The sequence below is a fragment of the Bradyrhizobium erythrophlei genome (assembly GCF_042430365.1).
GTDB lineage: Bacteria > Pseudomonadota > Alphaproteobacteria > Rhizobiales > Xanthobacteraceae > Bradyrhizobium > Bradyrhizobium erythrophlei.
Map to the genome: position 1 here is coordinate 1 of NZ_JBHMET010000083.1, position 26,973 is coordinate 26,973.

Annotated in this window: 26 protein-coding genes; 6 read left to right on the top strand and 20 right to left on the bottom strand. The window is 65.1% G+C overall.

Translation table 11 applies throughout. From position 1 onward, the window contains the following. Nucleotides 1–120: 120 nt before the first annotated feature. From ACFFWD_RS15575 to ACFFWD_RS15600, 6 genes are all read right to left on the bottom strand, one after another. A complete protein-coding gene (locus ACFFWD_RS15575; RefSeq protein WP_376966567.1) occupies nucleotides 121–1,485 on the bottom strand; it encodes a M16 family metallopeptidase in 1,365 nt (454 codons plus the stop codon). Continuing rightward, nucleotides 1,482–2,873 (bottom strand): M16 family metallopeptidase, encoded by a 1,392-nt coding sequence (locus tag ACFFWD_RS15580; RefSeq protein ID WP_376966569.1) that lies wholly within the window; start codon nucleotides 2,871–2,873, stop codon nucleotides 1,482–1,484. Before ACFFWD_RS15580 ends, ACFFWD_RS15575 begins: the two co-directional genes overlap by 4 nt. 152 nt (nucleotides 2,874–3,025) lie before the next feature. Beyond that, nucleotides 3,026–3,754 carry a hypothetical protein gene (locus ACFFWD_RS15585; RefSeq protein ID WP_376966571.1) on the bottom strand — a complete coding sequence of 243 codons (729 nt, stop codon included), beginning with the start codon at nucleotides 3,752–3,754 and terminating at the stop codon, nucleotides 3,026–3,028. Between the two features lie 102 nt (nucleotides 3,755–3,856). Beyond that, the gene (gene lspA, locus ACFFWD_RS15590) at nucleotides 3,857–4,381 is read right to left on the bottom strand and encodes a signal peptidase II (protein WP_376966573.1); all 525 of its coding nucleotides are present in this window, start codon (nucleotides 4,379–4,381) and stop codon (nucleotides 3,857–3,859) included. Continuing rightward, nucleotides 4,354–7,353 carry an isoleucine--tRNA ligase gene (gene ileS, locus ACFFWD_RS15595; RefSeq protein WP_376966575.1) on the bottom strand — a complete coding sequence of 1,000 codons (3,000 nt, stop codon included), beginning with the start codon at nucleotides 7,351–7,353 and terminating at the stop codon, nucleotides 4,354–4,356. Before ileS ends, lspA begins: the two co-directional genes overlap by 28 nt. Nucleotides 7,354–7,623: 270 nt before the next feature. Next, nucleotides 7,624–8,595 (bottom strand): bifunctional riboflavin kinase/FAD synthetase, encoded by a 972-nt coding sequence (locus ACFFWD_RS15600; protein WP_376966577.1) that lies wholly within the window; start codon nucleotides 8,593–8,595, stop codon nucleotides 7,624–7,626. 225 nt (nucleotides 8,596–8,820) lie between these two features. On the opposite strand from ACFFWD_RS15600, the gene ACFFWD_RS15605 reads away from it, so the two are divergent. Continuing rightward, entirely contained in the window at nucleotides 8,821–9,216 is a 396-nt protein-coding gene (locus ACFFWD_RS15605; RefSeq protein WP_016844467.1) for a response regulator, read from the top strand. 61 nt (nucleotides 9,217–9,277) lie between these two features. Here the strand turns inward: ACFFWD_RS15605 and ACFFWD_RS15610 are convergent, their stop codons facing one another. The 7 genes from ACFFWD_RS15610 to uvrC form a co-directional block, all read right to left on the bottom strand. Beyond that, entirely contained in the window at nucleotides 9,278–10,132 is an 855-nt protein-coding gene (locus tag ACFFWD_RS15610; protein ID WP_376966580.1) for a TIGR01459 family HAD-type hydrolase, read from the bottom strand. 15 nt (nucleotides 10,133–10,147) lie between these two features. After that, nucleotides 10,148–11,593, bottom strand: a complete 1,446-nt coding sequence (locus tag ACFFWD_RS15615; protein WP_376966582.1) for an EAL domain-containing protein — start codon at nucleotides 11,591–11,593, stop codon at nucleotides 10,148–10,150. A gap of 137 nt (nucleotides 11,594–11,730) precedes the next feature. Next, nucleotides 11,731–12,690 carry a 50S ribosomal protein L3 N(5)-glutamine methyltransferase gene (gene prmB / locus ACFFWD_RS15620; protein ID WP_376966584.1) on the bottom strand — a complete coding sequence of 320 codons (960 nt, stop codon included), beginning with the start codon at nucleotides 12,688–12,690 and terminating at the stop codon, nucleotides 11,731–11,733. Then, complete coding sequence (locus tag ACFFWD_RS15625) at nucleotides 12,690–13,157, bottom strand: molybdenum cofactor biosynthesis protein MoaE (protein WP_376966586.1); 468 nt, start codon at nucleotides 13,155–13,157, stop codon at nucleotides 12,690–12,692. The genes prmB and ACFFWD_RS15625 overlap by 1 nt, the downstream gene beginning before the upstream one ends. Nucleotides 13,158–13,205: 48 nt before the next feature. Next, nucleotides 13,206–13,457: a molybdopterin converting factor subunit 1 gene (gene moaD, locus ACFFWD_RS15630; protein WP_376966588.1), complete on the bottom strand. Its 252-nt coding sequence runs from the start codon at nucleotides 13,455–13,457 to the stop codon at nucleotides 13,206–13,208. After that, nucleotides 13,454–14,068: a CDP-diacylglycerol--glycerol-3-phosphate 3-phosphatidyltransferase gene (gene pgsA, locus ACFFWD_RS15635; RefSeq protein WP_376966589.1), complete on the bottom strand. Its 615-nt coding sequence runs from the start codon at nucleotides 14,066–14,068 to the stop codon at nucleotides 13,454–13,456. The genes moaD and pgsA overlap by 4 nt, the downstream gene beginning before the upstream one ends. 91 nt (nucleotides 14,069–14,159) lie before the next feature. Beyond that, nucleotides 14,160–16,232 carry an excinuclease ABC subunit UvrC gene (gene uvrC / locus ACFFWD_RS15640; protein ID WP_376966591.1) on the bottom strand — a complete coding sequence of 691 codons (2,073 nt, stop codon included), beginning with the start codon at nucleotides 16,230–16,232 and terminating at the stop codon, nucleotides 14,160–14,162. A gap of 265 nt (nucleotides 16,233–16,497) precedes the next feature. Here uvrC and ACFFWD_RS15645 point away from each other — a divergent pair, with 265 nt between their 5' ends. Continuing rightward, on the top strand, nucleotides 16,498–17,121 hold the full coding sequence (locus ACFFWD_RS15645) for an outer membrane protein (RefSeq protein WP_376966593.1): 624 nt from the start codon (nucleotides 16,498–16,500) through the stop codon (nucleotides 17,119–17,121). A gap of 344 nt (nucleotides 17,122–17,465) precedes the next feature. Here the strand turns inward: ACFFWD_RS15645 and ACFFWD_RS15650 are convergent, their stop codons facing one another. From ACFFWD_RS15650 to ACFFWD_RS15665, 4 genes are all read right to left on the bottom strand, one after another. Next, on the bottom strand, nucleotides 17,466–17,681 hold the full coding sequence (locus tag ACFFWD_RS15650) for a cold-shock protein (protein ID WP_066502379.1): 216 nt from the start codon (nucleotides 17,679–17,681) through the stop codon (nucleotides 17,466–17,468). A gap of 263 nt (nucleotides 17,682–17,944) precedes the next feature. Continuing rightward, a complete protein-coding gene (locus tag ACFFWD_RS15655) occupies nucleotides 17,945–18,805 on the bottom strand; it encodes a 23S rRNA (adenine(2030)-N(6))-methyltransferase RlmJ (protein ID WP_376966596.1) in 861 nt (286 codons plus the stop codon). A 97-nt stretch (nucleotides 18,806–18,902) separates the two neighbouring features. After that, nucleotides 18,903–19,592 carry a ribonuclease T2 family protein gene (locus tag ACFFWD_RS15660; protein WP_376966598.1) on the bottom strand — a complete coding sequence of 230 codons (690 nt, stop codon included), beginning with the start codon at nucleotides 19,590–19,592 and terminating at the stop codon, nucleotides 18,903–18,905. A 120-nt stretch (nucleotides 19,593–19,712) separates the two neighbouring features. Further along, nucleotides 19,713–20,177: a hypothetical protein gene (locus ACFFWD_RS15665; protein ID WP_376966600.1), complete on the bottom strand. Its 465-nt coding sequence runs from the start codon at nucleotides 20,175–20,177 to the stop codon at nucleotides 19,713–19,715. A 167-nt stretch (nucleotides 20,178–20,344) separates the two neighbouring features. On the opposite strand from ACFFWD_RS15665, the gene ACFFWD_RS15670 reads away from it, so the two are divergent. Together ACFFWD_RS15670 and ACFFWD_RS15675 are read left to right on the top strand one after the other, a co-directional pair. Next, a complete protein-coding gene (locus ACFFWD_RS15670) occupies nucleotides 20,345–20,644 on the top strand; it encodes a hypothetical protein (RefSeq protein WP_376966602.1) in 300 nt (99 codons plus the stop codon). Between the two features lie 56 nt (nucleotides 20,645–20,700). After that, on the top strand, nucleotides 20,701–21,234 hold the full coding sequence (locus ACFFWD_RS15675; RefSeq protein WP_376966604.1) for a DUF3617 domain-containing protein: 534 nt from the start codon (nucleotides 20,701–20,703) through the stop codon (nucleotides 21,232–21,234). 113 nt (nucleotides 21,235–21,347) lie between these two features. On the opposite strand, the gene ACFFWD_RS15680 is transcribed toward ACFFWD_RS15675, so the two are convergent. The 3 genes from ACFFWD_RS15680 to ACFFWD_RS15690 all read right to left on the bottom strand — a co-directional run bounded on the left by ACFFWD_RS15680 (nucleotide 21,348) and on the right by ACFFWD_RS15690 (nucleotide 24,121). Next, a complete protein-coding gene (locus tag ACFFWD_RS15680) occupies nucleotides 21,348–22,733 on the bottom strand; it encodes an ATP-binding protein (protein WP_376966606.1) in 1,386 nt (461 codons plus the stop codon). Between the two features lie 110 nt (nucleotides 22,734–22,843). Continuing rightward, nucleotides 22,844–23,548, bottom strand: coding sequence for a response regulator (locus ACFFWD_RS15685; protein WP_376966613.1), 705 nt, complete (start codon nucleotides 23,546–23,548; stop codon nucleotides 22,844–22,846). Between the two features lie 21 nt (nucleotides 23,549–23,569). After that, the gene (locus ACFFWD_RS15690; RefSeq protein ID WP_376966608.1) at nucleotides 23,570–24,121 is read right to left on the bottom strand and encodes a MarR family winged helix-turn-helix transcriptional regulator; all 552 of its coding nucleotides are present in this window, start codon (nucleotides 24,119–24,121) and stop codon (nucleotides 23,570–23,572) included. Between the two features lie 330 nt (nucleotides 24,122–24,451). On the opposite strand from ACFFWD_RS15690, the gene ACFFWD_RS15695 reads away from it, so the two are divergent. Both ACFFWD_RS15695 and ACFFWD_RS15700 read left to right on the top strand, forming a co-directional pair. Next, on the top strand, nucleotides 24,452–25,531 hold the full coding sequence (locus ACFFWD_RS15695) for a branched-chain amino acid aminotransferase (RefSeq protein WP_376966609.1): 1,080 nt from the start codon (nucleotides 24,452–24,454) through the stop codon (nucleotides 25,529–25,531). A 159-nt stretch (nucleotides 25,532–25,690) separates the two neighbouring features. Next, the gene (locus ACFFWD_RS15700) at nucleotides 25,691–26,581 is read left to right on the top strand and encodes a branched-chain amino acid aminotransferase (protein ID WP_376966611.1); all 891 of its coding nucleotides are present in this window, start codon (nucleotides 25,691–25,693) and stop codon (nucleotides 26,579–26,581) included. Nucleotides 26,582–26,973: the final 392 nt, after the last annotated feature.

The window sequence follows — 26,973 nt, forward strand, 5'->3', positions numbered from 1 at the left end:
CCGATTTGGCAACTACTTGCAGACGCCCACATGCGATTCCCCTGCGCTTGCGGGGGAGGGTGGGGAGAGGGTAAGCCGCAGCGGAATTGCGCGTAAAAAAGCGGTGCTCGTGGGAAACCGTCAGTTCGCCTTCGGCGCTGCGGCTGCCGGCTGGGCGGCGGCCTGCGGGGCGCGGCCGACGATCACGGTGAGCAGGCCGTTGCCCCAGAGCTGCTTCGCAACCCGCTTGGCGTCATCAAGCGTCACCGCATCGACGATGGCGTTGCGCTTCTCGATATAGTCGATCGGCAGCTTGTCGAGCTGGTATTGCAGCATCGCCTGCGCCAGCTTCGAGGAGGTATCGAGCGCCAGCATCTGCGAGCCCTTCAGATAGGATTTCGCCTCGTCGAGCTCGGTCTGGGTCGGGCCTTCCTCGGCGATGCGGCGGATTTCCTTCTCGATCGCATCGACGGTTTCGCCGGCACGATCGGCGCGGGTGCCGGTGTTGCCGATGAACAGCGCCGAATGCTCCATCCAGAGCAGCGCCTCATAGACCGAATAGGCGAGCCCGCGCTTCTCGCGGACCTCCTTGTAGAGTCGCGACGACAGGCCGCCGCCGCCGAGAATGTGGTTCACCACATAGGCCGCCATGAAATCCGGATCGTGGCGGCGGATGCCGGGGCCGCCAAAGGTCACGACCGTCTGCGGTACGTCGAGTGGAATGAAGGCGCGCTGCGGCGGCTTGGCCGCGCCGACGTCGGGAACAGCCGTCAGCTCGGCCTTGGCCGGCAGGCTGCCGAAGGTCTTGTCGATGAGCTTGCCGAGCGTGTCAGGGTCGACGTCACCGACCACGGCGATGCGCAGCGTATCCTTGGCGATGACGCGGCGGACGTAATCCTTTAAGTCTGCGATCTCGATCTTCGGCACGCTCTCCAGCGTGCCGTTCGAGGGCCTGCCATAGGGGTGATCGCCGAACGCGACCTCGAGGAACTTGCGGCCGGCGAGCGCGGACGGATTGGTGGAGTCGCGACGCAGGGTCGACATGAGCTGGGCGCGAATGCGCTCGACGTCGGCCGGCTCGAACCGCGGCGAGGTCAGCGCCGTCCGCAGGAGGTCGTAGGCCTCATCCTTGTTGTCCTTGAGCATGCGAAGCGAGCCGCGGAATTGATCGCGCGCCACCTGGAAGGAAAGCTCGATCGCGCGGCGGTCGAGCCGCTCATGGAAGGTCTTGGAATCGAGGTCGCCGGAGCCTTCGTCGAGCAGGTCGGCGACCATGTTGCCGGTACCGGGCTTGCCCGCCGGATCCTGGCTCGCGCCGCCGCCGAAGGCATATTCCATCGCGATCAACGGCACGGTCGCGTCCTGCACGAACCACGCCTCGATGCCGCCGGGCGACACCAGGCGCTGGATCTTGGCTGCGGCCTGCGACGGCAGGGATGATAGCGCCAGCATCGCGGCGCAGGCGCCGCCGATCAGCGCCGCGCGGCGGGTGAGGGAATAGGTCACGAGCGCTTCTCCTCGCGTTTCGGCGCAGAATCCTTGATCAGATAGCCGGTCACTGACCGCTTCTTGTCGAGCCATTTGGCCGCGGCATCGCGCACCTGCTCGGCGGTGACGGCGCGGATGCGGTCCGGCCAGCTCCTGATATCGTCGATGCTGAGCCCCGTGGTCAGCGCGCCGCCATACCAGCGCGCCAGCGTCGCCTGGTTGTCCTGGGCGTAGATCGCTTCCGCAATAAGCTGGGTCTTGACCCGCTCGAGGTCCTCGGCCTTCGCGGTGTTCTGCGCGACGTCGGCGATCACTCTGTCGATCGCCTCCTCGATCTGCGCGAATTCGACGCCGGGCTTCGGCGTCACCGAGATCGAGAATTGCGACGGGTCGAGCGCGGTGCCCTGGTATCCGGCACCGGCGCTGATCGCCAGCCCCTTGTCGATGACGAGCGCGCGGTAAAGATAGGAGTTGGCGCCGCCACCCATCAACTGCGCGAGCACGTCGAGGGCGGGGCTTTCACCGGCTTCTGCGGTCGAAGCCGACGGCACGAGGTAATAGCGCCGCAGGCCGGGCTGTTCGACGCGCGGATCGGACAGCGTCACGGTGCGCGGTGCCGCCGGCGTCGGCTCCTGCGGCCGGACCCGCTTCTCGGGGATCGCAGGCTGCGCCGGGATCGGGCCGAAATTCTTCTCCGCCAGCGGCCGGATATCCTTGGCATCGACGTCGCCAGCGATGATCACGATCGCGTTGTTCGGGGCATAGAAGCGCCGGTAGAAGGCGAGCGCGTCCTCGCGGTCGAGCTTCTCGATCTCCTGGTGCCATCCGATCACCGGGCGGCCATAGGGATGGTTGAGGTAGAGCGCGGCCATGATCTGCTCGGTCAGCCGCGCATCCGGATTGTTGGCGACGCGCATGTTGAATTCCTCGAGCACGACGTCGCGCTCGGGCAGCACGTTCTCGTCCTTCAGGATGAGGCCGGTCATGCGATCGGCCTCGAACTCCATCATGCTGGCAAGCTGCTCGCGCGGCACGCGCTGGAAGTAGCCGGTGTAGTCGGTCGAGGTGAAGGCGTTCTCGTTGCCACCGACCCGCAGCACGGTCTGCGAGAACTCGCCGGCCGGATGCTTGGTCGTCCCCTTGAACATCAGGTGTTCGAGGAAATGCGCGAGCCCGGATTTGCCCGGCGTCTCGTCGGCGGAGCCGACCTTGTACCAGATCATCTGGGTCACGACCGGCGTGCGGTGGTCCGGGATCACCACGACCTGCAGGCCGTTACCGAGCGTAAAGCTCGCAGGGCGTTCTGAGGTGACAGTGGTCTGGGCGCGGAGGCCGTTGCCCGACAGCGAGATCGTGGAGACGAGCGCGGCAACGAAAAGGGCAGTCGATCGGCGTGACGGCATCATGATCCTTATGGAAGCCCGGACACGCGGTCGGGGCATGAAAGCACGGCATCGTACACGGTGCTGCCCGTGCCGGACGTCACGAAGCGGAGAGACAGGCGTCCCTCCGCATTAAGCTTTGCTCATGTGAGGCCTTGCCGGCGAAAACCACACGACTACTGGAGCGGTTTTCCGGTCATGACGTCGTATTGGCCCTCTTTCGCCAGCGGCTTCATCGGTCCCGTGCCATAGGCATAGTTGGACGACGGCGTCTGGTAGCCCGGAGGCGGCTCGGTGAGCGATTCGCGCGTCGGCTCACCCTTGAACGGTGCGGACTCGCTGGAATTTCCCTTGAACATGCCCAACAGGCCGCCGGTGTAGCCAAGCTGGTCCGGCATCAGCGAGGGGTTTTTGGTCACGCCCGGCTCGACCGGATCCTTCCGGTCGGTGGCGGTCGCCTGCTTCCTGCCAGCCTCGATCTCGGCCTGGGTGAGTGGCACGGCCTGCTGCCACGGCTCCTTCTTGACTTCCTTCTTGCGGGCCTCGATTGCAGCTTTGCGCTTGGCGATATCAGGGTCTTTCGGCCAGTTCGGCGCATTGGCCTGGGTCGCGGAGGCCGGCGGGGGCAGGTCGAGCTTCGGTGGCACCACCAGCGGCGAACGCTCGCGGTAATCGATGCCCTTGCTGTTCATGCTCTTGGCGCCCATGCCGGTCATGAGATTGTCGATGATCTTCTCTTCGAAGGTCATGCCGTCGTCGCCGTCGTCCTCATCGTCGCCGGCGCGGGCTGCGTTCGCCGTCATCGCCAGCGCGATCCCGGCGGCCACCAGGGCCAGGCGCAGGCCGCGCATCAGTGCCACGTAAGAGGTCTCGATCAGGTAATCGCGGGCTTCGGTGTTGCGCATCGCGCCATTCCCATCTCAAAATTCGGCAAAGCGATCACTGGCTTAGGCACAGTTCCGCCGCGGGCGGCCAATCGGCCGCTGACCGGCTCGTATCGGCCGGGATCAGGGCGCTTTTGCGGCGGGTCCCCCCAGGAAAGAATCATACAATAGGGCCGCCACCCCAGCAACGATGGCCACATCCGCGAGGTTAAACACGTACCAATTGAAGGTTTTTTCGCCGATTTGGACGTGGAAAAGCGCGAAATCCACCACGGCGCCATAGGCAAAGCGGTCGATGCCATTGCCGATTGCCCCGCCGATGATGAGGCCGAGCGCCACGGTGGCGAGCCAAGTCTTCGACCGCGCCATCCAGATCGCCAGCGCAATGACTGCTGCAGCCTTCACCACCATCAGCACAATCTGGGCGACCGGGCTCTCGCTCTGGAACCAGCCGAAGCTGATCCCGACGTTCCAGGCCAACACCAGGTCGAAGAACGGCGTGACCTGCACCACGCCGTGGTGGGCGACGATGTCGAACACGAACAGGAGCCACAGCTTGGACGCCTGATCGACGATCAGTGTCGCGATGGCCGCAAGCACGCCGGCGCGGAGCGGAGGGGTCAAGCCGTGACCCCCAGCGCCTTCCATTCGCGCAGCGCCTTGGCGTCGCGCGGCGACACGTCGGGATACGCGGGGTCCTCGCCGATCGTGGGCAGGATCTTCCAGGAGCGCGCGCACTTGGTTCCGACCGCCTTCTCGACCACCACGGCGACGCCGGGCACGGCATCGAGGCGGAACGCGCCGGCCGGCGCCTCGCCCTCGCGCACCTCGTAGCTCGACGTGATGCAGACTTCGGCGACGTCGACGTCGAACAGCGTCGCCAGCGTGTCCCTGTCGGCGACGTAGATGACCGGCGAGGCCTCGAGCGACGAGCCGATGTTCTTGGCGGCGCGTTCAAGCTCGAGCGCGCCGGTGACGACGCGGCGCACATCGCGAATGACATCCCATTTCGCGGCGAGCTTGTCGTCGCGGAATTGCTCGAGGCCTTCCGGGAACAGCGCCAGGTGCACCGACGGCTCCGCGTTCGGGCGGTACATCCGCCAGGCTTCGTCGGCGGTGAAGCTCAGGATCGGCGCGAGCCATTTCAGGATCGCTTCGCACAGCATGTCGATCGTGGTGAGCGCCGCCTTGCGCGCCACCGAAGACGGCGGGTCGCAGTACAACGTGTCCTTCCGGATATCGAAATAGAACGCCGACAGTTCGGTGTTCATGAACGCCGCGAGGCTTGCGACCACGGTCTTGTAATCGAATTCGGCATAGGCCTTGCGAATGGTCTCGGCCTGTCCGGCGAGGCCGTGCAGCATCAGCCGCTCGAGCTCGGGCATGTCGGCAAAGGCGACCTTCTCGCTCGGCTTGAAGTGGTGCAGCGTGCCGAGCATCCAGCGGATCGAGTTGCGCAGCTTGCGATAGGTCTCGATGGTGTTCTTGAGGATTTCCGGGCCGATGCGCTGGTCGTCGGCGTAGTCGGTGGCGCAGACCCAGAGCCTGAGGATATCGGCGCCGGAATCCTTGATCACCTTCTGCGGCTCGACCGTGTTGCCGAGCGATTTCGACATCTTGCGGCCGTTCTCGTCGAGCGTGAAGCCGTGGGTCAGCACGATGTCGTAGGGCGCGCGGCCGCGCGTGCCGGCGCTCTCCAGCAGCGAGGAGTGGAACCAGCCGCGATGCTGGTCCGAGCCCTCAAGGTACATCACGGTGTCGTTGCCGCCGTCGATCTTGCGGACGATGTTGCCGAGTTGCGGGAAACTCTGGCGATCTTCCAGCACGAAGGCGTGGGTGGAGCCGGAATCGAACCAGACGTCGCAAATGTCGTCGACCTTCTTCCAGTCTTCAGCCGCGCGCGATCCGAGGAAGCGCTCGCGGGCACCGTCCTTGTACCAGGCGTCGGCGCCTTCCTCCATGAACGCCTCGGCGATGCGCTGGTTGACGACCTCGTCCTGCAGGATCTCGGCCGAGCCGTCGCTCTTCTCGCGCACGAATACTGCGATCGGCACGCCCCAGGCGCGCTGGCGCGAGATCACCCAGTCGGGGCGGTTTGCGATCATGCCATTGATGCGGTTCTGGCCGGCCGGGGGCACCCACTGCGTCACCGAGATCGCATGCAGCGCGCGGGCACGCAGCGTGTCGTCCTTCCGGGCATGGCCGTCCTCGACGATGTCCTTGTCCATCGCGATGAACCATTGCGGCGTGTTGCGGAAGATCACCGGCTTCTTGGAGCGCCAGGAATGCGGATACTGGTGCTTCATGCGGCCGCGCGCCAAGAGCTTGCCGGCCTCGATCAGCGCCTTGATCACGGCCTCGTTGGCGTCGCCCTTCTCGCCCTTGTCGTTGAGCACGCGTTTACCGGTGAAGCCGGGGCCATGCGCGGTATAGGCGCCGTTCTCGTCGACGGTATAGGGGATCGCGGTGTTGATGCCGCGCGCGTCAAGCTCGCGGGTGTTCGCCATCCAGACGTCGAAGTCCTCACGGCCGTGGCTCGGCGCCGTGTGCACGAAACCGGTGCCGGTGTCATCGGTGACGTGCTCGCCGGCGAGCAGCGGCACGGTGAAGTCATAGCCGCCGCCCAAACCTTTCAATGGATGCGCGCATTCCACCGCGTCCAGCGTGTCGCCGGGAATATCGCGCAGCTTCTCATAGGACGTGACGCGCGCCTGCTTGAACACCTCTGCGGCGAGCGCGTCGGCGAGGATCAGGAGATCGCCGGTCTTCGCCCAATTGTCCGCCGGCGCGTCGGTGACCTTGTAGAGGCCGTAGGCGATCTTCGGCGAGAACGAGATCGCGCGATTGCCGGGCAGTGTCCACGGCGTGGTGGTCCAGATCACGACCGAGGCATTGGCGAGCGCGCCATGCGCCGGCGAGGTGACCGGGAATTTCACCCACACCATGTCGGAGGTGTAGTCCTCATACTCGACCTCGGCTTCGGCAAGCGCGGTCTTCTCGACCACGCTCCACATCACCGGCTTGGAGCCGCGATACAGCGTGCCGTTGGCCGCGAACTTCATCAGCTCGCGCGCGATCTGCGCTTCCGCCGGGTAGCTCATCGTCTCGTAGGGGTGGTCCCAGTCGCCGGTAATGCCGAGCCGCTTGAACTCCTCGCGCTGCACGTTAATCCAGTGCGTCGCGTAAGCGCGGCACTCCTTGCGGAACGCCACCATCGCGGTGGAGTCGCGGAAGTCAGGCTTCTGCTTGCCCTTGGAGCGGTAGTTTTCCTCCTCGATCTTCCATTCGATCGGCAGGCCGTGGCAGTCCCAGCCCGGGACATAGTTGGAGTCGAAGCCGAGCATCTGCTGGCTCTTGGTCACGACGTCCTTGAGGATCTTGTTCAGCGCGTGCCCGATATGGATGTTGCCATTGGCGTAGGGCGGGCCGTCATGCAGCACGAATTTGGCGCGGCCCTCGGCGGACTGGCGCAGCTTGTCGTAGAGGCCGATCCCGTTCCAGTATTTCAGGATTTCCGGCTCGCGCTGCGGCAGGCCGGCGCGCATCGGGAATTCCGTCTGCGGCAAATAAAGGGTCTTGGAATAGTCGTTGGCGTCGGTCTTTTGCGGCTTGTCGGACATAAAGGCTCTGATTTGGCTCGGAAGGGGCGCGAAAACGCGATCAATCGCGGGTGAAACGAGGAAATCCCGGTCTTGCGCCGAGCCGGAGCTCAGGCGGAAGCCGGGCCGCTAATCCGTATGATCCGCCGCGAAAACATTGGTTTTCCATAGCAGGGCGAAGCCAAATCGCAAAGCCTCAGGCTCTGGGGGGCCTGACCTCGAACGCGGGCTAGGCCGGCCCATCCGGGCGATCGAGCTCGCCGGCGAGCATTTTCTGCCTCCCGGCCTTGATCAGCCGATCACTCCGAGCTTCGGGAACGCGTCGGGCGCCGCGGCCAATGCCGCGCGCGCCCTGGCGCTGTCGTTGTCCATCTGGCGTATCAACGCCTCGATGCTGTCGAACTTCAGCTCGTCGCGGATGAAGCCGATGAAGGCGACGTCGAGCACCTTGCCATAGAGGTCGCCCTTGAAGTCGAACAGGAACACTTCGAGCAGCGGCGCGCCGTTGTCGAAGGTCGGGCGGCGGCCGAAGCTTGCGACGCCGTCGAAGCGCTCGGATCCGCGGCCGACCCGCACCGCATAGATGCCGTGCTTCAGCCCGCAAGTCTTGTCGAGGCGGATATTGGCGGTGGGATAGCCGAGATCGCGGCCGCGCTTCTCACCATGGATCACGTCACCGGTGACGAACCAGGGCCCGCCGAGCATCATGGTGGCGTCGGCAATCTGGCCTTCGGCGAGCGCCATGCGGATGGCGCTCGAGGACACCGGACGCTCCTCGATGTCGACATGAGCCTGGACATCGACCTCGATGCCGAGCCGCGGCGCCTCGCTGACCAGAAGGCTCGGGGAACCGACCCGGCCCTTGCCGAAATGGAAGTCGTAGCCGACCGCAATGCCGCTGACGCCGAGCCGCTCGATCAGGTCATGGTGAATGAAATCCTGCGCCAAGGTACCGGCGCGCGCCTTATCGAAGGTCATCACCACGGCACCGGCAAGGCCGGTCGCGGCCAGCAGGCGCAGCTTGTTGGTCTCGTCCGTGAGACGGAATTGCGGGCTGTTCGGGCTGAAGAAGCTGCGCGGATGCGGCTCAAACGTCACCGCCAGCGCCGGCTTGCCATGGGCCCTGCCCATTTCCAGGGCTGCCCCGATCACGGCGCGGTGGCCGAGATGGACGCCGTCGAAATTGCCCATCGCGACCACGGCCCCCTTCGGGATTGCGGCGGCGGGGGTATCGTCTCGGATAACGGTAAAACCAGTGGTCATTGCCGGGATTCTTCAAGGATTCTTAAGCATGAACGTTCGCGGCCGGACCGTGACGTGGCAGCGGCTCGGAAGTCAAGCGGGCGGAATTCGCATCAAATCCGTAACAATCCGGTTCCGGCGGGTTAACGCGCTGTTTAACGCCTGCTGTTAGAGCTTGGGGGAGAACTGCGGGTCGCGCAGACCTTGTTTTTTGTTGTGGCGTTAGCGTCGCTTGGGGGAAAGAAGATGGCGGTTGATTTGTCCATGCCGGTTCTGGTGGTTGATGACTACAGCACCATGATCCGCATCATCCGGAATCTTCTCAAGCAGCTCGGATTCGAGAATATCGACGACGCTTCCGACGGCTCCGCGGCGCTCAACAAGATGCGCGGCAAGAAGTATGGCCTCGTGATTTCCGACTGGAACATGGAGCCGATGACCGGCTACGACCTGCTCAAGGAAGTCCGCGCCGATCCCAATCTCGCCACCACGCCCTTCATCATGATCACGGCGGAATCCAAGACCGAGAACGTGATCGCCGCCAAGAAGGCCGGCGTGAATAACTACATCGTCAAGCCGTTCAACGCCGCCACGCTGAAGACCAAGATCGAGGCGGTCTTCCCTGACATGGCGACGGCGTAAGAGCGCCGATCTCAGCTGAATCAAAAATGCCCGGGCCAGGCCCGGGCATTTTTCGTTTTGGCTACCAGCGCAGCTCGCGCATCAGCGCGCGGGGCGGATGGCCGAACAGCTCCTTGACCGAGGCCTGGTCGAGCTGTTCGACGCCTTCGAAGTCCTCGGAATGGATGCCGCGGGTGATGAACAGGCAATCGATGCCGAAGCCGCGGGCGCCGGCGAGATCGGTGCGCACGGAATCGCCGATCGCGAGCACGCGGGCAGGCTCGGTCGGGCGTCCGCGCCGCTCGGCGGCCAGCGCCATCGCGCGCTCGTAGATCGGCCGGTGCGGCTTGCCGTAGAAGATCACCTCGCCGCCGAGCTCCCGATAGAGTTCGGCGATCGCGCCGGCGCAATAGATCAGGCGGTCGCCGCGCTCGACGACGATGTCGGGATTGGCGCAGATCAGCGTCAGCTTGCGCTCGCGCGCCTTCAACAGCATGTCGCGGTAATCTTCCGCGGATTCGGTCTCATCGTCGAACAGGCCGGTGCAGATGATGTAGTCGGCCTGCTCCAGCGGCACCAGCACGGCGTCGAGGCCGCGATGGATCGAGCCGTCGCGCTCGGGGCCGACCCAATAGATCTTCTGCCCCGGATGCTCGGCGACGAAATGGCGCGCCAGGTCGCCGGACGAGACGATGGCGTCATAGGTCTCATCCGCGACGCCGAGCTTGCGCAACTGTCGCTGCACGGAATCGGCCGGCCGCGGCGCGTTGGTGATCAGGATCACGGTGCCGCCTTGCTGGCGGAACGCGTGCAGCGCCTCGCACGCCTCGGGAAAGGACTCGAGCCCGTTGTGCACGACGCCCCAGATGTCCGACAGCACGACGTCGACCCCGTCGACGAGGTCGCGCAACCGCTCCACAAATCGCAATGAAGTCATGACGCGGACCGCCCGCTAGCTCGGGCCGACCGCACGGCGAGCCAGCGCGGCATTGCCAGTTGCGCGCGGCGGCTCCATCGCTTGGGTGGAGACGGGAGCTGGATTGCTGACGCCATAGGGTTCCTGCGGCTTGGTCTGCGGGGCCCCGGCGGTAGCAGATGCCCCCTCCGGCCGCAACGGCCGTGGCGGGGCGAACAGGAAGCCCTGGCCGAACCGGACGTCGTAGTCGAGCAGGTCGACCACCGCGCGCTCGCCCTCGATCTTTTCGGCGATCAGATCGATGCCGTAGCGGCCGAGCAGGTCGGAGAGGTCGGAGGGATGGATGTCCGAAGCCGGGCTCTGCTTCGGGTCGAGCAATAGCGCTGCCGGCACCTTGAGGAAACGGACGCCGCGGTCGGCGAGCTCGCGCGGCTCGATGCGCAGATCATTGACGTGGTCGATCGAGAAGCGGTAGCCGCGCTGCGCGAGTGCCGCGAGGTTCTCGCTCTCGGTCGGGCCGAGATTGCGGAACGTGGCCTGCTTGAACTCGAGCACGAAGGAGGGCGCCAGCGCACGGTTGGCCTCGAGGAAATCCAGGCATTGGGTGAAGTTGGCAGGGTTCGCAAGTGTCGCGGCGGAGACGTTGCAGAACACGCCGACATCCTTGTTGCGCACCAAGAGGCGGCGAAGCACCTGGACACAGCGCAGCATCACCATGTGGTCGATGCGGCCGATCAACCCGCCGGTCTCGGCAACGCCGATGAATTCATCGGCGGCGAGGATCTGGTCGCGCTCGTCACGCAGCCGGCTGACAGCCTCGTAGTAGCGCACCTTGCGCTGCGGCAGCGTCACCATCGGCTGCAGGTAGATGTCGAGGCGGTTCTCCTCGATCGCGCTCTTCACCGCGCCAAGGAGCTGGCTCTGGCTGCGCGAGATCGCGGCGGGCTCGACAGCGCTCGGAACGGGAGGCGGCTGGGGCGCCGTGGCCGCCGCCGTAACCGGCGCGGCAAGCGGTACCGGGGCGTCGCGTTGCGGCTCGGCCGGGCGCCCCGGCTCCGACGCCGGAGCAGGGACCCCTGCCGCCAACATGTCCTCATGGCTGGCGACGGAGGCGGCGAGCTGCTTCACCAGCACGCCAAGCTCGTTGATCTCGCCGACCATGGCCTGCATGCGGTCGGCGCCGGCGGAATTGGCCGACACCACCCGCCCTTCAACCGCGGCAAGCCGTCGGCCGAATTCGGCGACCTGACGGGCGAGGTCGGCGGTCCCGCGCGACAGATCGGCGATCTGGCCGCCGACGTCGGTGCGGTCGCGCAACCGCATCGAGACCGCGTTGTAAAGGATCAGGAAGGTCAGGGCGGTCAGCGCCACGATCGCGGATTCCGATCCGCTGATGCCGGCGACCGTGTACAGGACGAACCCGAGCGAGGCTGCGACCAGCACCATGCAGATGGCGATGAAGATCGTCGAAATGCGAATCATGTCGCGCGCTACGCCCTCAGTCCGAACGCCCCGACCTTAGCATCATTGTTGATTCGACGGGGCAGCGATCTTGGGAACCGGCTGGAGCGCACACGATTTTCGCGCCAGGCGCAGCCGCGCCCTGCGGGGGCGCCGGATCAGAGGTCGGCGGCGGCGATCCAGAACACCTCGCCCTCGGAGTCCTCGGTGTCGAGCCAGAGCAGCGGCAGGTTCGGATAGGCGGCTTCCAGATAGTCGCGGCCGCGGCCGATCTCGCAGAGCAGTCCGCCATGCGGCGTCAAATGCTGCTTCGCCTCATCAAGGATGCGGCGGACGATATCGAGCCCGTCCGCGCCGCCGTCGAAGGCGAGTTTCGGCTCCGCGCGGCATTCGCGCGGCAGCGCCGCCATGCCTTCGGCGTCGACATAGGGCGGATTGGAGATGATGAGGTCGTAGCGCGCGTTGCCGAGCGGCCTGAACAGGTCACCGCGATGAAGCGTCAGGCGATCCTCAAGCCCATGCTCGGCGACGTTGCGCGCGGCGACCTCGAGCGCATCCTTTGAAATGTCCACCGCGTCGATCGCGGCATTGGGGAAATTGCGGCTCGCCAGGATCGCAAGGCACCCCGACCCGGTGCAGAGGTCGAGAACGCGTTCGACCTCGGCGGGATCGCCGATCAGCGAGGTCCCGTCCTCGTCGCCCCCGAAATGGGAGTCGAGCAATTCGCCGATGAAGGAGCGCGGCACGATGGTGCGCTCGTCGACGTAGAACGGCAGGCCGCGCATATAGACCTTGTTGACGAGGTAGGCGGCGGGCTTGCGCGACGCGACGCGACGCTCGATCAGTGCGATGATCGCCTTGCCTTCGGCCGCGGTGACGCGCGCGGTGGCGAAGGCCTCGAACTGGTCTGGATGCAGATGCAGCGTCTCGCAGACAAGGAAGGCGGCCTCCGCCACCGGATCGGTGGTGCCGTGCGCGAAGACGAGCTTGGCCGCGTTGAAGCGGCTGACCGCGTAACGAACGTAGTCGAACAGGGTGTGGAGCTCGCCCGTGCCGACCTTCGGCGGCTTCGGTGCCGCAGGGCCGCGCTTCGCCGGCACTTTGCTGCGCATCGCCATCAGGATTTGGTCCAGCGCGCGGCAGCCGCGTCGTCGTGGTCGCGCGCCTCGACCCAATTCGCGCCGCGCGCGCTCTCCTCGCGCTTCCAGAACGGCGCGTTGGTCTTCAGATAGTCCATCAGGAACTCCGCGGCCTCGAACGCCGCCTGCCGGTGCGCCGACGCGGTGACGACCAGCACGATGTTCTCGCCCGGCGCGATGCGGCCGAAGCGATGGACGACGGTGAGCCCCTGCAGCGGCCAGCGTGCCAACGCCTCGTCGGCATGGCGCTTGATCTCGGCCTCCGCCATGCCGGGATAATGTTCGAGCGTGAGCGCGGCGATCGGCTCGCCGTTCTCGCTGCCGCGACAGATGCCGCTGAAGCTGACGACGGCGCCGACATCGGTGCGGCCCTTGCTCAAGCCAGCGATCTCCTGCGCGACGTCGAAGTCGGCTTCCTGGATGCGGATGGTCGCGGCGACGGTCATGAAGTCTCGCTTGTCTGACGCGTTCCGGTGACGCGAAACGGTGCCCACTCAGCCGCCGGTCATCGGCGGGAAGAACGCGATCTCGCGGGCGCCTGCAATCACGGCGTCGGGCTTCACATGGGCATGGTCGATCGCGGCACGGATCACCTTGGGTTTCTCGAACGCATAGGCATAGGCCTCGCCGCGAGCGGAAAGCCAGCCGATCAGGTCGTCGACGGTGCGCACCTCGGCCGGCGGCTCGACGGTCTCTTCCGCCTTGCCGACGCGTTCGCGCACCCAGGCGAAATACTTCACCTTCATCCCTCATCCTCCTTGATGAGGTGGTGGATGCCGGCGCGGAAATAATCCCAGCCGGTGTAGATCGTGAAGATCGCCGACATCCAGAGCAGCACGATGCCGATCAGCGTGGTCGCCGGGATGATCTGCTCGCCGGCTTCGCCCGCGATCAAAAATCCGATCGCCACCAGCTGGATCGTCGTCTTCCATTTGGCGAGCTTGGTGACGGGGACGCTGACCCGTAAGCCCGCGAGGTATTCGCGCAGGCCCGAGACCAGGATCTCGCGGCACAGGATCACGATCGCCGCCCACAGCGTCCAGCCATGGATCGAGTTGTCGGCCGCCAGCATCAGTAGGCAGGACGCCACCAGGAGCTTGTCGGCGATCGGGTCGAGCATCCGGCCGAAGGCCGATTGCTGGTCCCAGATCCTGGCAAAATGGCCGTCGAGGTAGTCGGTCACCCCCGCCGCAATGAACACGGCGAGCGCCACCCAGCGCAGCCACAGCGGGCCATCCAGGATCGACTGCCAATAGACGCAGCCGATCACGACCGGAATGGCGGCGATCCGGGCATACGTCAGGATATTCGGAAGGGACATGGTCTTGGGTTGTCCCCGGGTGGTGGCGATGTTCATCCGTCTTACCAATACCGCTGAAGCAAGAAGGTCAACAGGGCGTACCCAAGATGGACAGTCGAGGGCGACGCCGTGATGACTCGTCTCCCCTTTAACCCGGCTGGGCGTGGAAAAACTCGAAAATCTTGCGGGCGCTCTCGGCGCTGACCCCTGGAACCTTTCCGAGGTCGGCGATCGAGGCCCGTTCGATCTCCTTCAGCGTTCCGAAGTGGTGCAGCAAGGCACGTTTCCGTGACGGGCCGATGCCCGGAATCTCCTGCAAACCGGCCTCGCGGATGTCCTTCTTGCGTAGTTTGCGGTGCGAGCCGATCACGAAGCGATGGGCCTCGTCGCGCAGCCGCTGAATGAAATAGAGCACGGGGTCGCGCGGCTCGAGCTTGATGGCCTCGCGGTCCGGCATGAACAGGGTCTCGCGCCCGGCATCGCGGTCCGGCCCCTTGGCCACCGCCATCAGCGAGACCTGGGTCAGTCCGAGATTCTGGAAGATGTCCCTGACGGCGTTCAGTTGCCCGCGGCCGCCGTCGATGATCACGAGGTCGGGCCATTGCGGAAACGAATCGTCGTCGGCCTTCGCCTTGGCGGCATCGCCCTCGGCCGGCTTCAATAGGCGCTTGAAGCGCCGTTCGAGCACCTCGCGCATCATCGCGTAGTCGTCGCCGGGCGTCAGCCCCTCGGACTTGATGTTGAACTTGCGGTACTGGTTCTTCATGAAGCCATCCGGCCCCGCGACGATCATCGCGCCGACGGCGTTGGTGCCCTGGATGTGGCTGTTGTCGTAGACCTCGATGCGCCTCGGCGTATGCGGCAGGCCGAGCGTGGTGACCATGCTCTCGAGCAGTCGGGTCTGGGTCGCGGTGTCGGCGAGCTTGCGCCCCAGCGCCTCGCGCGCATTGGTGAGCGCGTGGCCGACCAGCTCCTTCTTCTCGCCGCGCTTGGGCACGGAGACTTCGACCTTGTAGCCCGCCTTCACCGACAGCGCGTCGGCGAGCAACGCGCTCTCCTCGATCTCGTGCGACAGCAGGATCAGCTTCGGCGGCGATTTATCGTCGTAGAATTGCGCGAGGAAGGAGGACAGCACTTCCTCGGGCGTGAAGGTCTTCTCCGCGCGCGGGAAATAGGCGCGGTTGCCCCAGTTCTGGCCGGTGCGGAAGAAGAACACCTCGACGCAGGAATAGCCGCCCTCCTGGTGGATCGCGAACACGTCGGCCTCTTCCACTGTGCGCGGGTTGATGCCCTGTTGCGACTGGATCGCCGAGAGCGCCGCGAGACGGTCGCGGTAGAGCGCCGCGGTCTCGAATTCGAGCTCGCCCGAGGCCTTCTCCATCTCGGCGGCGAGCAGTTCCTTCACGGCGTGGCTGCGGCCCGACAGGAATTCGGTCGCCTCGCGCACCAATTCGCTATAGCCGGGGAAATCGATCTCGCGCGTGCAGGGGCCGGCGCAGCGCTTGATCTGGTAGAGCAGGCAGGGCCGCGAGCGGCTTTCGAAGAAACCGTCGGTGCAGGAGCGGATCAGGAACGCGCGTTGCAACGCCGTAATGGTGCGGTTGACGGCGCCCGCGTTGGCGAACGGGCCAAAATAGCGGCCAGGCCGCGACTGCGCGCCGCGATGCTTGAGGATCTGCGGCGCCCAATGGTCGCCGGTGATCAGGATATAGGGAAACGACTTGTCGTCGCGCAGTTGCACATTGAAGCGCGGGCGGAGCTGCTTGATCAGATTGGCTTCGAGCAGCAGCGCCTCGGTCTCGGTCATGGTCGAGATGATCTCGACATGGGTGGTCGCCGCAATCATGCGCAGGATGCGCGCCGGGAGCGGCGCGTTTGCCCGCGCATAGGACGACAGCCGCTTTTTGACGTTCTTCGCCTTGCCGACATAGAGCACGTCGTTGGCGGTGTTGAGCATGCGGTAGACGCCGGGCGAAGTCGGCGCGAGGCGGACCGCGTTCTCGATCGCGGCGTGGCCGACCGCGAGCGGACCTTCGGCGATCGCCTCGACGGCGTCCTCCGGGGCGTCGGGGAGGCGCGCCTCGTCGTCCTCGTCGGCGACGGAGGTCTCGGGATCGACGTCGCCCGTATCGAGCGTCAGGTCATCCTGGGGGACATCGGATTTCGGGCTGCGCCGCGCCTTTCGGGCGGGCGCCGCCCGGTCGGGAGAATCGTGAACCATGAGGCGTAAACTAAGCGCTGTGGCCGGCCGTCGCCAGCGCCGGCCGCGCAGGAAAGGGGGCCAATTGCAGAGGGTTACCCGCTCCTCGGATCAGCCGCAGCGGGCCGCCTGTAACACATTGTTAAGACTGATGAGCGGGCGGTAACCGGCCTTAACAGGCCTTTAACTTAAAACTCTCGATAAACCTTAGTGAAAAAGGTGGAATTCCGTAACCACGCTGGCCGTTCGCCGGCGGGTCACGGCAGTTGCGTGGTGGAGAGTACCGATGACCCGGTTGGTTTTGCGTTTGCTGGCATTGATCGTCGCCGGCTGGGCGACATCGGCGGCAGCGGCCGATTACGACTACGGGCGCGCTCCCTACACCGTGAACCAGCCGCTCAATGCCTATAGCTGGGCGGGGCCCTATCTCGGTGGCAATCTCGGCTACGCCTGGGGCTCGGTCGACAACAACCCGACCAAGCCGTCCGGTTTCGCCGGCGGCGTACAGGCCGGCTACAATTTCCAGAACGGTCCGTTTGTGTTCGGGATCGAGGGCGACATCCAGGCCTCTGCTGCGGACGACACCTTTGCGCCGTGGAAGTTTTCCAACCCCTGGTTCGGCACGGTGCGCGGCCGCGCCGGCTATGCCTTCAACAATGTGCTGTTCTATGCGACCGGCGGTCTCGCCTTTGGCGAGCTCCGGGCCGAGACCTTCGGCATGACCGAATCACACACCAATGCGGGCTGGACCGTCGGCGCCGGCGCCGAGATGGGCTTTGCTCCGAACTGGAGCGCCAAGATCGAATATCTCTATGTCGATCTCTCCAACAGCAACTTCGTGGTCACCGGCGGCGCGTCGAACGGCTACGCGTTCGGCCTGATCCGTGCCGGCATCAACTATCACTTCTGAGAACAAGAAGACGTCGACCATCGACTCCCGGCCGCGTGTCCCGCGGCCGGGATTTTTTGTGCTGATGGACTTGGAACGGCCGATCGGCGTGGCGACTGCCGCAAGCCGGCAAAGCTTGCAGCCAGACGCTCGCGACCGTGCGGAGTCCGCCGGCGCGGCGGCCACATCATGCAGGCAGCTACACAGCGAGCACGGGTCGTGCGCTCGGCAGGTTACTCACACGCAAAACGTCATTCCGCTTTCGTCATGCGCCCGATGCGTGATGCGATTCCGGCATCACGATCTCGGCTGAAGAGTGATCCGTTGGGGAACCCGGCTTCCCGCTTTCCGGATCACGCTCACGCTTACGACGAAACCACCAGGTTGACCGCCTTCGGGCCCTTGCCCTTCTTGTCCGGTTCAACCTCGAATGTAATGCGTTGTCCTTCAGTCAGGTCCTTCAATCCCGCCCGTTCGACGGCTGTGATGTGTACGAATACATCGCGGCCGCCATCATCAGGCTTGATGAAGCCATAGCCACGCTCTCCGTTGAAGAACTTGACTGTCCCAGTCATGGCCATCGGGAAAACTCCTCCCCCGTATTGCTCCACCGCTACGCGCACGTCGCGTAGCGGTTGACCGACATTCGCTTGTCGGAAGCTTGGCCACCTGAGCAGATCAGTTTCACGCAAACTGCTCTGCCTGGATTTTATTTCGGCCTTGTCACTCCGCCGCAACCATTCGCGGAAGCGGAACGTAAAGCCAGTCGTAACAGGATGAGCATAATACGGTTCCGCGCAGCTTGCCTACCGCTTCAAATGCACTTTTCGGGAGGTGCGTATTTCTACGGTTTGGGTACTTCGAGTCTGAAGCGCGCGGCGCCGCCCTGGCCGAGCGGCTTCTCGAGTTCAGGCAGGATGATCTTCAACTCGTTTGCCAGCGTCCAAGGCGGATTCACGATCAAAAGCCCGGTGGAAACCAGCGCGCCGCCGGTTTCCTGCGGCGCGACGCTGAATTCCAAACGCAAACACGTGCCGGGCGGCCGGCTGGTTGCGACAACGGCTGCAACCTTGCGGGCTAGCTCATCTGGGCTACGCCGGGCTTTTACGGGGTACCACATCAGATACGCGCCGGTCGGCCACTTTGCGAATGCGTCCGTGAATCCCCTCGTCAGTTGCTCGAACTCGTCCTTGGCCTCGAACGGCGGATCGATCAGCACGAGGCCGCGCCGTTCGTTCGGCGGCACGAAGGCCGGTAGCGCGGTCCATCCGTCGAGATCGACGACGCGTGCTTGCGCGTCACGCCGCAGCGCGTCGATCAATTGCTTGCGCGCCGCCGGCTCGATCTCGCAGGCGGTGAGACGATCCTGCGGCCGCATCAGCGCGCGTGCGATCAGCGGCGAGCCGGGATACGCCTTCAACTCGGCCTTCGGGTTGAAGGCCCTCACGATGTCGAGATAGGGCCCGACCAGCGGCAACGCCTTGTCGGAGAACCGCGCCTGCATCAACCGCGCGATGCCGGTCAGCCATTCGCCGCTGCGCTGCGCCTCGCTCGATGTCAGGTCGTAGAGCCCGGCGCCGGCATGGGTATCGATGATGCGAAACGGCGCCTGCTTCTCCTGCAAATAGGTCAGCATGCGCACCAGCACGATGTGCTTGACGACGTCGGCGAAGTTGCCGGCGTGGAAGGCGTGGCGATAGTTCATGGAACAGCAGTTACCACGTCACCGCGACCGCGGCGACCAGTCCGCATTCGTGCTTTGAGGTCGTCGCGACGCGTCGCGCAATGACGGGAAGCGAGGGCTAGCCGCCGCGGATCGGCGGCATCAGCACCTGGTCGCGGCGGCAGGCACGGCGGTCGATCTCCTCGCAGGAGCGGAATTGCAGGTCCTTGGAGAGGCAGATCCGTACTTCGCTGAGGCGCTTGCTGTCGCAGGTCACCGAGATCGCCGAATTGCTCAGCCCCGGATTGACCTTGATGAAGGCGTTTTCCAGGTCGTCGGGCGCGATCGTTTTCGGCTCCGACAATTGCAGGAATTCCTCGGGGATCTTCACCGCGGCGCGGGCCTTGCGGATGGTCTCGAAATAGGCGCGCTCGCCGAGGCCGGAGCAGGTGCCGTGCTTGTCCCATTCATTGAAGATCAGCCCGGGTGCCGGCATCAGATCCAGCATCGAGGTCATGATACCGCGCGCCAGCCGCGGCGAGGGCCGCTGGCAGTATTCAGGGAAGCCGCGCTCATATTGCGGCCACAGGCCATGTACCACAAAGGAGTAAGGCCTCCCGCCGCACTGCGCCTGGGTGCCGCGGCCGTTATTGCCACGCTCGCTCGCCGCCTCGCAGAACGAGGGCGACCAGGATAGCGAGAGCACGTAGAAATCGAATTCGCCCGGCGCGTTCTGCCGGCGGTCCTGCGCCGGCACGATCCCGGCGCCGAGCACGACAAAAGCTGCAATTGAAATCAGGAATCGGGAAATGGTGACCAACCGAGGCATAAAAACGCTCCCTTACTCGACCGTCCCGAGCCTACCAGGGAAGTGGAACATTTCAAGAACAAAAACCGGCGCCCGCCCAGAAGCTGGGCAGGTCGCGGACGTGCCAGGACTGGCCGGAGATCAGGGCCGCGCGGCCTTGCAGGACGGGTTGTAGGCCCAGTTGCGGTCGAGGCCGGTGACGCACCATTCGACGCCCTGGCCGAAGCCGGAGAAGCCGCCGTCCTCGATGATCGAGTAGTGCACGTGGCGCATCTTGCCGTCGCTCAGCATCACGTCGCCGGAGCAGTAGCGGCGCGGAATATTGTCCGACTGCCAGGGGCGGAAGGCCGTTTCGTGGATCCGACCAAAACCCGTGATCACCAGCGGTGAATTCCAGAAGGTGCTTTCCTTCTCCTGGAACTGGTAGGTGATGGTCGACAGGGCCCTCTCGCACTCGGCCACGCGGCCGTCATAGCGCGGACCGGACAGCCAGAAATTGAGCTCGAGCGGATTGGCGGCCTGCGCCGTCTGCCCGAATGCCAGCAGGCCGAATGCGACCGCGACGCCAAGGCCGAGCTTCTTGGGGGAGATGAACAGGTTGCGCATGGGAATCCACCCGATGATCCGATTGCCGCGGACGGTGCCGCGAAGCCCCGGCAAGGTCAAGTGCAGCGCGGCAACACCTGCCGAGAAGTCCACTTGTAACCGCCGGCGCGCGCTTTTCACGGCCGCCGCCGCGCCTTATGTTGGGGCCTAGCGAAATGGAGTCTGCGATGCGAACGAAGTTGGCCGCGTGCCTGGTTGCCATCTGCGGAATGCTGGCTGTTGCGCCCGCGCGGGCCGATTGGTTGCAGCAGGTGCCGCCGTTCAAGGGTAATGATACCGGCGGGATCATCGCCTATACGCTGGCGGCCCAGACCGATGCCCGCCAGCTCGCGGTCGACCACTGCGCCTCCTACGGCAAGGTGGTGAAATTCCTCGCGGTCCAGGCCTATCCGGGCGGCTACATCTCGTTTGCCTGTCGCTGGGTGCCCTACGGCTCCGCGGAGCGGCCGGTGCGCACGCTCTATTGAGCGGCGCTTCGAGGTCCAAGACACGTCACAAGACACATCAGCCGGGAGCCCTTCGCATGATGCGGCAGCTTGCTTTGCTTGGTTCGGCCGTTTGCCTTGTCGTGTCGGCTGGCGCGGCTGGCGCCGTCGACCTGCCGGTTCGCAAGGCCGGCCTGTGGGAAATGAAGATGGTGCGCTCGGGCGGGCCGATGCCTGAAATGACCATGCAGCACTGCACTGACGCGGCCACCGACAAGGAAATGAGCACCGCGGCCTCGCCGATGGCCAAGGAGATCTGCTCCAAGCAGGACATCCAGAAGACCGCGACCGGCTATGTCAGCGATTCCGTCTGCGGTGTCGGTGGCATGACGATGACGTCGCATGCCGAGATCACCGGCGACTTCAACTCCGCCTATACCATGAAGAGCACCTCGCATTCCGAGGGCGGACCGGCCGGCGCGCCTCGCGACACCACCATGACCATCGAGGCCAAGTGGCTCGGCGCCTGCAAGAGCGACCAGAAGCCCGGCGACGTCGTCATGCCCGGCGGCATGAAGATGAACGTCAAGGACATGGAAAAGCTGAAGGGCCTGCTGCCGAAGCAGAAGTGAGGCGCTGATGTAGCTGACGTAGCCCGGATGGAGCGAAGCGAAATCCGGGATCGCGCCGCCGCTCCGAAGTCCCCGGATTGCGCTTCGCTTCATCCGGGCTACGGCCAACCTTCTTACACCGGCACCCGAACCGCGGCCCGCAGGCCGCCCATCGGGCTGTCGCCGAGCGTGATGTCGCCGCCATGCGAGCGGGCGATGTCGCGGGCGATCGCAAGTCCGAGCCCGCTGCCGCCTTCGTCCTGGTTGCGGGCATCGTCGAGTCGAAGGAACGGCTTGAACACCTCCTCGCGCATCTCCACCGGAATCCCCGGCCCGTCGTCGTCGACGGTCACGATCAGGTAGCGGTGGTCGCGATGGCCTGTGATCGAGATCGTGTTGGCGTGGCGCGCCGCGTTCGAGACGAGGTTGGCCAGGCAGCGCTTGAACGAGGCCGGCTTCACGGTGACCACCGGCAGGCCGTGGAACGCCACCGTCGCGGTGTGGCCGTGGCGCTCGGCGTCGCTGCGCAGCTCCTCCAGCGCCATCGCCATGTCGGTCGGCTGCGCGATCTCGCCGGAGTCGCCGCGGGCGAAGGCGAGATAGTCCTCCAGCATCATCGACATCTCGTCGACGTCCTTGCGCATCGCGTCGATTTCCGGACCCTCGCCAATCAGCGCGAGCTCGAGCTTGAAGCGGGTCAGGATGGTGCGCAGATCGTGCGAGACGCCGGCGAGCATCGCGGTGCGCTGCTCGATCGAGCGCTCGACGCGCGCCTTCATCTCCATGAATGCCACCGCCGCGCGCCGCACCTCGCGGGCGCCGCGCGGCCGGAAGTTCGGCGCCTCGCGGCCCTTGCCGAAACTCTCTGCAGCGTCGGCGAGCCTCAGGATCGGCTTGATCTGGTTGCGCAGGAACAGCACCGCGACGATCAAAAGGATCGTCGATGTGCCGAGCATCCAGAAGATGAAGATCTCTGAATTGGACGCATAGGCCGCGCTGCGCTGGGCGAAGATCCGCATCACGGCGTCGTCGAGCTGGACGCGGATCTCGACCAGGTTGGAGTTGCCGACGGTATCGATCCAGAACGGGCGGTTGATCTGCCGGCCGAGCTGCACCGACAGCGTCTGGTCGAGCAGCGAGAAGAACGGCTTCGGCCCCGGCGGCGGCATGTCGCCGGCGGGGAGGAAATCGACCACGAGCTGGAGGCGCTGCCCGATGCGACGCAACTGCGCGCGGTCCTTGTCCTGCGGATAGCTCTTGTAGACGTCGATCAGCGCGGCGATGTCCTGCACCACCGCGGCCGAGAGGCGCCGCGTCACGGTGTTCCAGTGCCGCTCCATGAACACGAAGGCGACCACGGTCTGCAGGATCACCATCGGCACGATCATGATCAGCAGCGCGCGGGCATAGAGGCCGGTCGGCATCCAGCTCTTGAACGCGTTGCCCATCCAGCCATTGGCCTTCGACACGCGCTGCGACGCGTTGCGGATCAGGGTCAGGCCGGAGTCGAGCGTGCTCATGACGGTGATCTAACGCATGATCCGGAAAACTATGTAGCGGTTTTCCGGCAAGATCATGCTCAAACAGGGGGCGGGAGCGCGATGCTGCGTCATCCGGATCTCGTCGCGCCCTATGGCGAGGCCACCAGGCGATAGCCGATGCCGCGCACCGCCTGCAGGAACAGCGGATTGGCGGGATCGTGCTCGATCTTGCGCCGGAGGCGGTTGATCTGCACGTCGACGGCGCGCTCGTTGACGGTGCCGCCGCTGGTCAGCGCGGCCCGCGGCACGGTCTCGCCGGGCGCGCTGGCGAGGATGCGCAGCATCTCGCGTTCGCGGTCGGTGAGATGGACGATCTCCTCGCCCTGGCGCAGCTCGCTGCGCTCGATATGGAAGACATAGGGGCCGAACGCGATCTGCTCGACGGCCGCGACCTGCGGCGGCGCGGTGCGCTTGAGGATATTGCCGATGCGCAGGACCAGCTCGCGCGGCTCGAACGGCTTGGCGACGTAGTCGTCGGCGCCGATCTGCAGGCCCTCGATGCGGGCCTCGGCCTCGTGTCGCGCGGTCAGCATGATGATCGGCACGGAGGAGGAGGTGCGGATGAAGCGGGCGAGGTCGAACCCGTTCTCGCCGGGCATCATGACGTCGAGGATGAGGAGGTCGAAATGCAGGCCGAGCAGCTTGGCGCGGGCGTCGCTTGCGCTCATCGCTGTGGTGACGCGATAGCCTTCGCCGGCAAGGAAACGCGACAATAGATCGCGGATACGGCGGTCGTCGTCGACCAACAGAAGGTGCGGCGCATCGTCCGCCGGCTCGACCGGCGGTCGCATCATGGTTGCAGCCTGAACCACCGGTCACTCCCTCGTTTTTCTGCCGCCCCCGAAGATCGCCTCGAGCACTTTGTCGGGATCGTCGCGGTCGATCATCGCGCGGAGGAACTGACGCACCGTCTCGACGCCGGCCGGATCGATGCCGGCGACGGCGCGGTTGATGCGGTCGGTCTGCAGCCCGGCAAGCTTCGCCACCAGCGCCTCGCCCTTGGGCGTGGCGTAAAGCAGGCGCTGCCGGCGGTCGTTGTTGCCTGTCTTCTGCACGATGTAGCCTTCGTCGAGCAGCTGCTTGAGCACGCGCCCAAGCGACTGCTTGGTGATGCGCAGTACGTCGAGCAGGTCGGCGACCTTCAGTCCGGGGTAGCGGGTCACGAAGTGGATCACGCGGTGGTGGGCGCGGCCGAAGCCGAATGCTTCCAGCTCCTGGTCGGCGTCGCCGACGAAATCGCGGTAGGCGAAGAACAGGAGCTCGATGATGTCCCAGCGCAGGTCGCGTCCGCCCGCCGCGGGAGACGATTGCTCGTTCCCCTGCGAATCGGGCTTGGCTGCCATGCCTGAGAAATTTATGTCAGTCATATTGACGTATCTTGGGTTCAATGTTACAAAACTGCCAGCCACGACGAAACATTAGGTCGTTTTGTCTCTGGCAGCATGTAGTGCGACCTGAATGTGCCAGCAATGGCGGTTTGGGCCGCGAATTGGACTACCGTGCGATTGTCGAGCGGCATTTCGGCAAACATACTGGACTTCGGCACTCCGCAAAAGCATGTCCTGAGCGGCATGATGGCGATGAAAACCGGCCGCGAGGCCGGGGGCGGCGAAGTCCGGACCCATGACGCCGGCAGGCCCCGGAAAAACAGGCCGGCGCCCGACATCGCGCCGGTTGCGACAGCGGAAAGCAAGACCATGAGTTTGAAATTCGAAATCCAGCCTGCAGCGAACCCCACTCCAGAGAAGGAGCGCGCGGCAAAGCTCGTGGACCCAGGCTTCGGCCGGGTTTTCACCGACCACATGGCCATCGTTCGCTACAACCAGGCGAAGGGCTGGCATGGCGCGCGCATCGAGGCGCGCGCGAATTTCCCGCTCGATCCGGCCGGCGCCGTCCTGCACTACGCCCAGGAGATTTTCGAAGGCCTCAAGGCCTACAAGCGCGACGATGGCGGCGTGAACCTGTTCCGCCCCGACGCCAATGCCCGGCGCTTCCGGAGCTCGGCGGAGCGCATGGCGATGGCGCCGTTGCCCGACGACGTTTTCATCGAGGCGGTCGAGCAGCTCGTGCGCATCGACCGCGCCTGGATCCCGGGCGGCGAGGGCAGCCTCTATTTGCGGCCGTTCATGATCGCGAGCGAGGTCTTCCTCGGCGTGAAGCCGTCGGCGGAATACATCTTCTCCGTCATCGCCTCGCCGGTCGGCTCTTACTTCAAGGGCGGCCCTGCGCCGGTGTCGATCTGGGTGTCGGAGAACTACACGCGCGCCGCGATCGGCGGCACCGGCGCCGTCAAATGCGGCGGCAATTACGCCGCGAGCCTGCGCGCGCAGGCCGAGGCGATCGAGCGCGGCTGCGATCAGGTCGTCTTCCTCGATGCGGTCGAGCGCCGCTACATCGAGGAGCTCGGCGGCATGAACGTGTTCTTCGTGTTCGACGACGGTTCGCTGTCGACGCCGCCGCTCGGCACCATCCTGCCCGGCATCACCCGCGACTCGATCATCGCGCTCGCCAGGGATGCCGGCACGCCGGTGCGCGAGGAACCCTATACGATCGACCAGTGGCGCGCCGACGCCGCCAGCGGAAAGCTGAAAGAGGCCTTTGCCTGCGGCACAGCGGCGGTGATCTCGCCGATCGGCAAGGTGTGCTCGGCGAGCGGAGACTTCCCGATCAACGGCGGCGCCGCCGGTCCCGTCGCCATGGGGATGCGCAAGAAGCTGGTCGACATCCAGTACGGTCGCACCAACGACCCGCACGACTGGATCCGCAAGGTCGTTTGACCGGTGGCGAAAGCGCTGCGCCGCCTTCGACCCATCATTGATTGCTTGTGAGCAGGAGGCTTCGCGCCTCCCGCCGCGACGCGCCTGCGCGCCAGGAGCGCGCTTGATAAGAACTGCGCCATGGCTGCAACGACCATGGCGCCAATCCGGGAGGAGCCCATGGGCGTTTCGTTCGACAAGACCGACGGCATGATCTGGTACGACGGCAGGCTGGTGCCGTGGCAGGACGCCAATGTGCACGTGCTGACCCATGGCCTGCATTACGCAAGCTGCGTGTTCGAGGGCGAGCGCGCCTATGGCGGCAAGGTCTTCAAGAGCACGGAGCATTCCGAGCGGCTGAAGACCTCGGCCCGGATCCTCGACTTCGAGATTCCGTACTCGGTCGCCGAGATCGACGCCGCCAAGCAGCTCGTGATCGACAGCAACCATCTGCCGAACTCCTATGTCCGCCCGATCGCCTGGCGCGGCTCGGAGATGATGGGCGTCTCGGCGCCGAACAACACCATCCATCTGGCGATCGCGGCCTGGGATTGGCCGAGTTACTTCGATCCGACCGCGAAGCTGAAGGGCATCCGCATCGGCCTTGCCGAATATCGGCGGCCCGACCCGGCCACCATCCCGGCGCTGGCGAAGGCGTCGGGCCTCTACATGATCTGCACGATCTCCAAGCACAAGGCGGAGCGCGCGGGCTATGCCGACGCGATGATGCTGGACTGGCAGGGGCGGGTCGCCGAATGCACCGGCGCCAACATCTTCTTCATCAAGGACGGCAGCATCCACACGCCGATCGCCGACTGCTTCCTCCCCGGCATCACCCGCGCCACCGTGATCGATCTCGCCAGGCACCGCGGCATCGAGGTGATCGAGCGCCGCATCATGCCGGATGAGCTTGACGGCTTTTCGGAATGCTTCATCACCGGCAGCGCGGCCGAGGTGACCCCGGTGTCCGAGATCGCCCACTGGAGGTTCACCCCCGGCAAGCTGTCGGAGCAGTTGATGACGGACTACAGCGCCGAAGTGCAGCCGAAGGGCGAGAGGGCCGCGGCGTAGGGCGGGCTCGGCGCTTCACTCTGCGAGGTGCCGCCCGATGAGAGCCTCAGCGACGCAATCCGCCCGAATTGTCGCGCTCTCTCCCCGTCATTGCGAGCGAAGCAATCCATGGTTCAGCGTACGCGGAACGATGGATTGCTTCGTCGCTTCGCTCCTCGCAATGACGAGGTGAAGTCCTGATTCAATTGTCAAACAGCGGAGAGGATGTGGGCTCGCGTTCTCGCGACGTGAATCGTCCGAGCTTTGCATCTCGTTCCGCCCTCTCGATAAGCAGAGGGCGCAGGGAAAGCCGGGTGCCGATTGCACCCATGGGTCCCGAGCAACAAAAAGCTCGGGGGTAGGACCACAGGTGAAACCGGAAAACACGCCGGCTTTCCCTGCGCGATGGTTTT

Coding starts and splice junctions, on each gene's coding strand:
- ACFFWD_RS15580 (WP_376966569.1), bottom strand. CDS start 2,873: ATGATGCCGTCACGCCGATCGACTGCCCTTTTCGTTGCCGCGCTCGTC.
- ACFFWD_RS15585 (WP_376966571.1), bottom strand. CDS start 3,754: ATGCGCAACACCGAAGCCCGCGATTACCTGATCGAGACCTCTTACGTG.
- lspA (WP_376966573.1), bottom strand. CDS start 4,381: ATGGAAGGCGCTGGGGGTCACGGCTTGACCCCTCCGCTCCGCGCCGGC.
- ileS (WP_376966575.1), bottom strand. CDS start 7,353: ATGTCCGACAAGCCGCAAAAGACCGACGCCAACGACTATTCCAAGACC.
- ACFFWD_RS15600 (WP_376966577.1), bottom strand. CDS start 8,595: ATGACCACTGGTTTTACCGTTATCCGAGACGATACCCCCGCCGCCGCA.
- ACFFWD_RS15605 (WP_016844467.1), top strand. CDS start 8,821: ATGGCGGTTGATTTGTCCATGCCGGTTCTGGTGGTTGATGACTACAGC.
- ACFFWD_RS15610 (WP_376966580.1), bottom strand. CDS start 10,132: ATGACTTCATTGCGATTTGTGGAGCGGTTGCGCGACCTCGTCGACGGG.
- ACFFWD_RS15615 (WP_376966582.1), bottom strand. CDS start 11,593: ATGATTCGCATTTCGACGATCTTCATCGCCATCTGCATGGTGCTGGTC.
- prmB (WP_376966584.1), bottom strand. CDS start 12,690: ATGGCGATGCGCAGCAAAGTGCCGGCGAAGCGCGGCCCTGCGGCACCG.
- ACFFWD_RS15625 (WP_376966586.1), bottom strand. CDS start 13,157: ATGACCGTCGCCGCGACCATCCGCATCCAGGAAGCCGACTTCGACGTC.
- moaD (WP_376966588.1), bottom strand. CDS start 13,457: ATGAAGGTGAAGTATTTCGCCTGGGTGCGCGAACGCGTCGGCAAGGCG.
- pgsA (WP_376966589.1), bottom strand. CDS start 14,068: ATGAACATCGCCACCACCCGGGGACAACCCAAGACCATGTCCCTTCCG.
- uvrC (WP_376966591.1), bottom strand. CDS start 16,232: ATGGTTCACGATTCTCCCGACCGGGCGGCGCCCGCCCGAAAGGCGCGG.
- ACFFWD_RS15645 (WP_376966593.1), top strand. CDS start 16,498: ATGACCCGGTTGGTTTTGCGTTTGCTGGCATTGATCGTCGCCGGCTGG.
- ACFFWD_RS15650 (WP_066502379.1), bottom strand. CDS start 17,681: ATGGCCATGACTGGGACAGTCAAGTTCTTCAACGGAGAGCGTGGCTAT.
- ACFFWD_RS15655 (WP_376966596.1), bottom strand. CDS start 18,805: ATGAACTATCGCCACGCCTTCCACGCCGGCAACTTCGCCGACGTCGTC.
- ACFFWD_RS15660 (WP_376966598.1), bottom strand. CDS start 19,592: ATGCCTCGGTTGGTCACCATTTCCCGATTCCTGATTTCAATTGCAGCT.
- ACFFWD_RS15665 (WP_376966600.1), bottom strand. CDS start 20,177: ATGCGCAACCTGTTCATCTCCCCCAAGAAGCTCGGCCTTGGCGTCGCG.
- ACFFWD_RS15670 (WP_376966602.1), top strand. CDS start 20,345: ATGCGAACGAAGTTGGCCGCGTGCCTGGTTGCCATCTGCGGAATGCTG.
- ACFFWD_RS15675 (WP_376966604.1), top strand. CDS start 20,701: ATGATGCGGCAGCTTGCTTTGCTTGGTTCGGCCGTTTGCCTTGTCGTG.
- ACFFWD_RS15680 (WP_376966606.1), bottom strand. CDS start 22,733: ATGAGCACGCTCGACTCCGGCCTGACCCTGATCCGCAACGCGTCGCAG.
- ACFFWD_RS15685 (WP_376966613.1), bottom strand. CDS start 23,548: ATGATGCGACCGCCGGTCGAGCCGGCGGACGATGCGCCGCACCTTCTG.
- ACFFWD_RS15690 (WP_376966608.1), bottom strand. CDS start 24,121: ATGACTGACATAAATTTCTCAGGCATGGCAGCCAAGCCCGATTCGCAG.
- ACFFWD_RS15695 (WP_376966609.1), top strand. CDS start 24,452: ATGAGTTTGAAATTCGAAATCCAGCCTGCAGCGAACCCCACTCCAGAG.
- ACFFWD_RS15700 (WP_376966611.1), top strand. CDS start 25,691: ATGGGCGTTTCGTTCGACAAGACCGACGGCATGATCTGGTACGACGGC.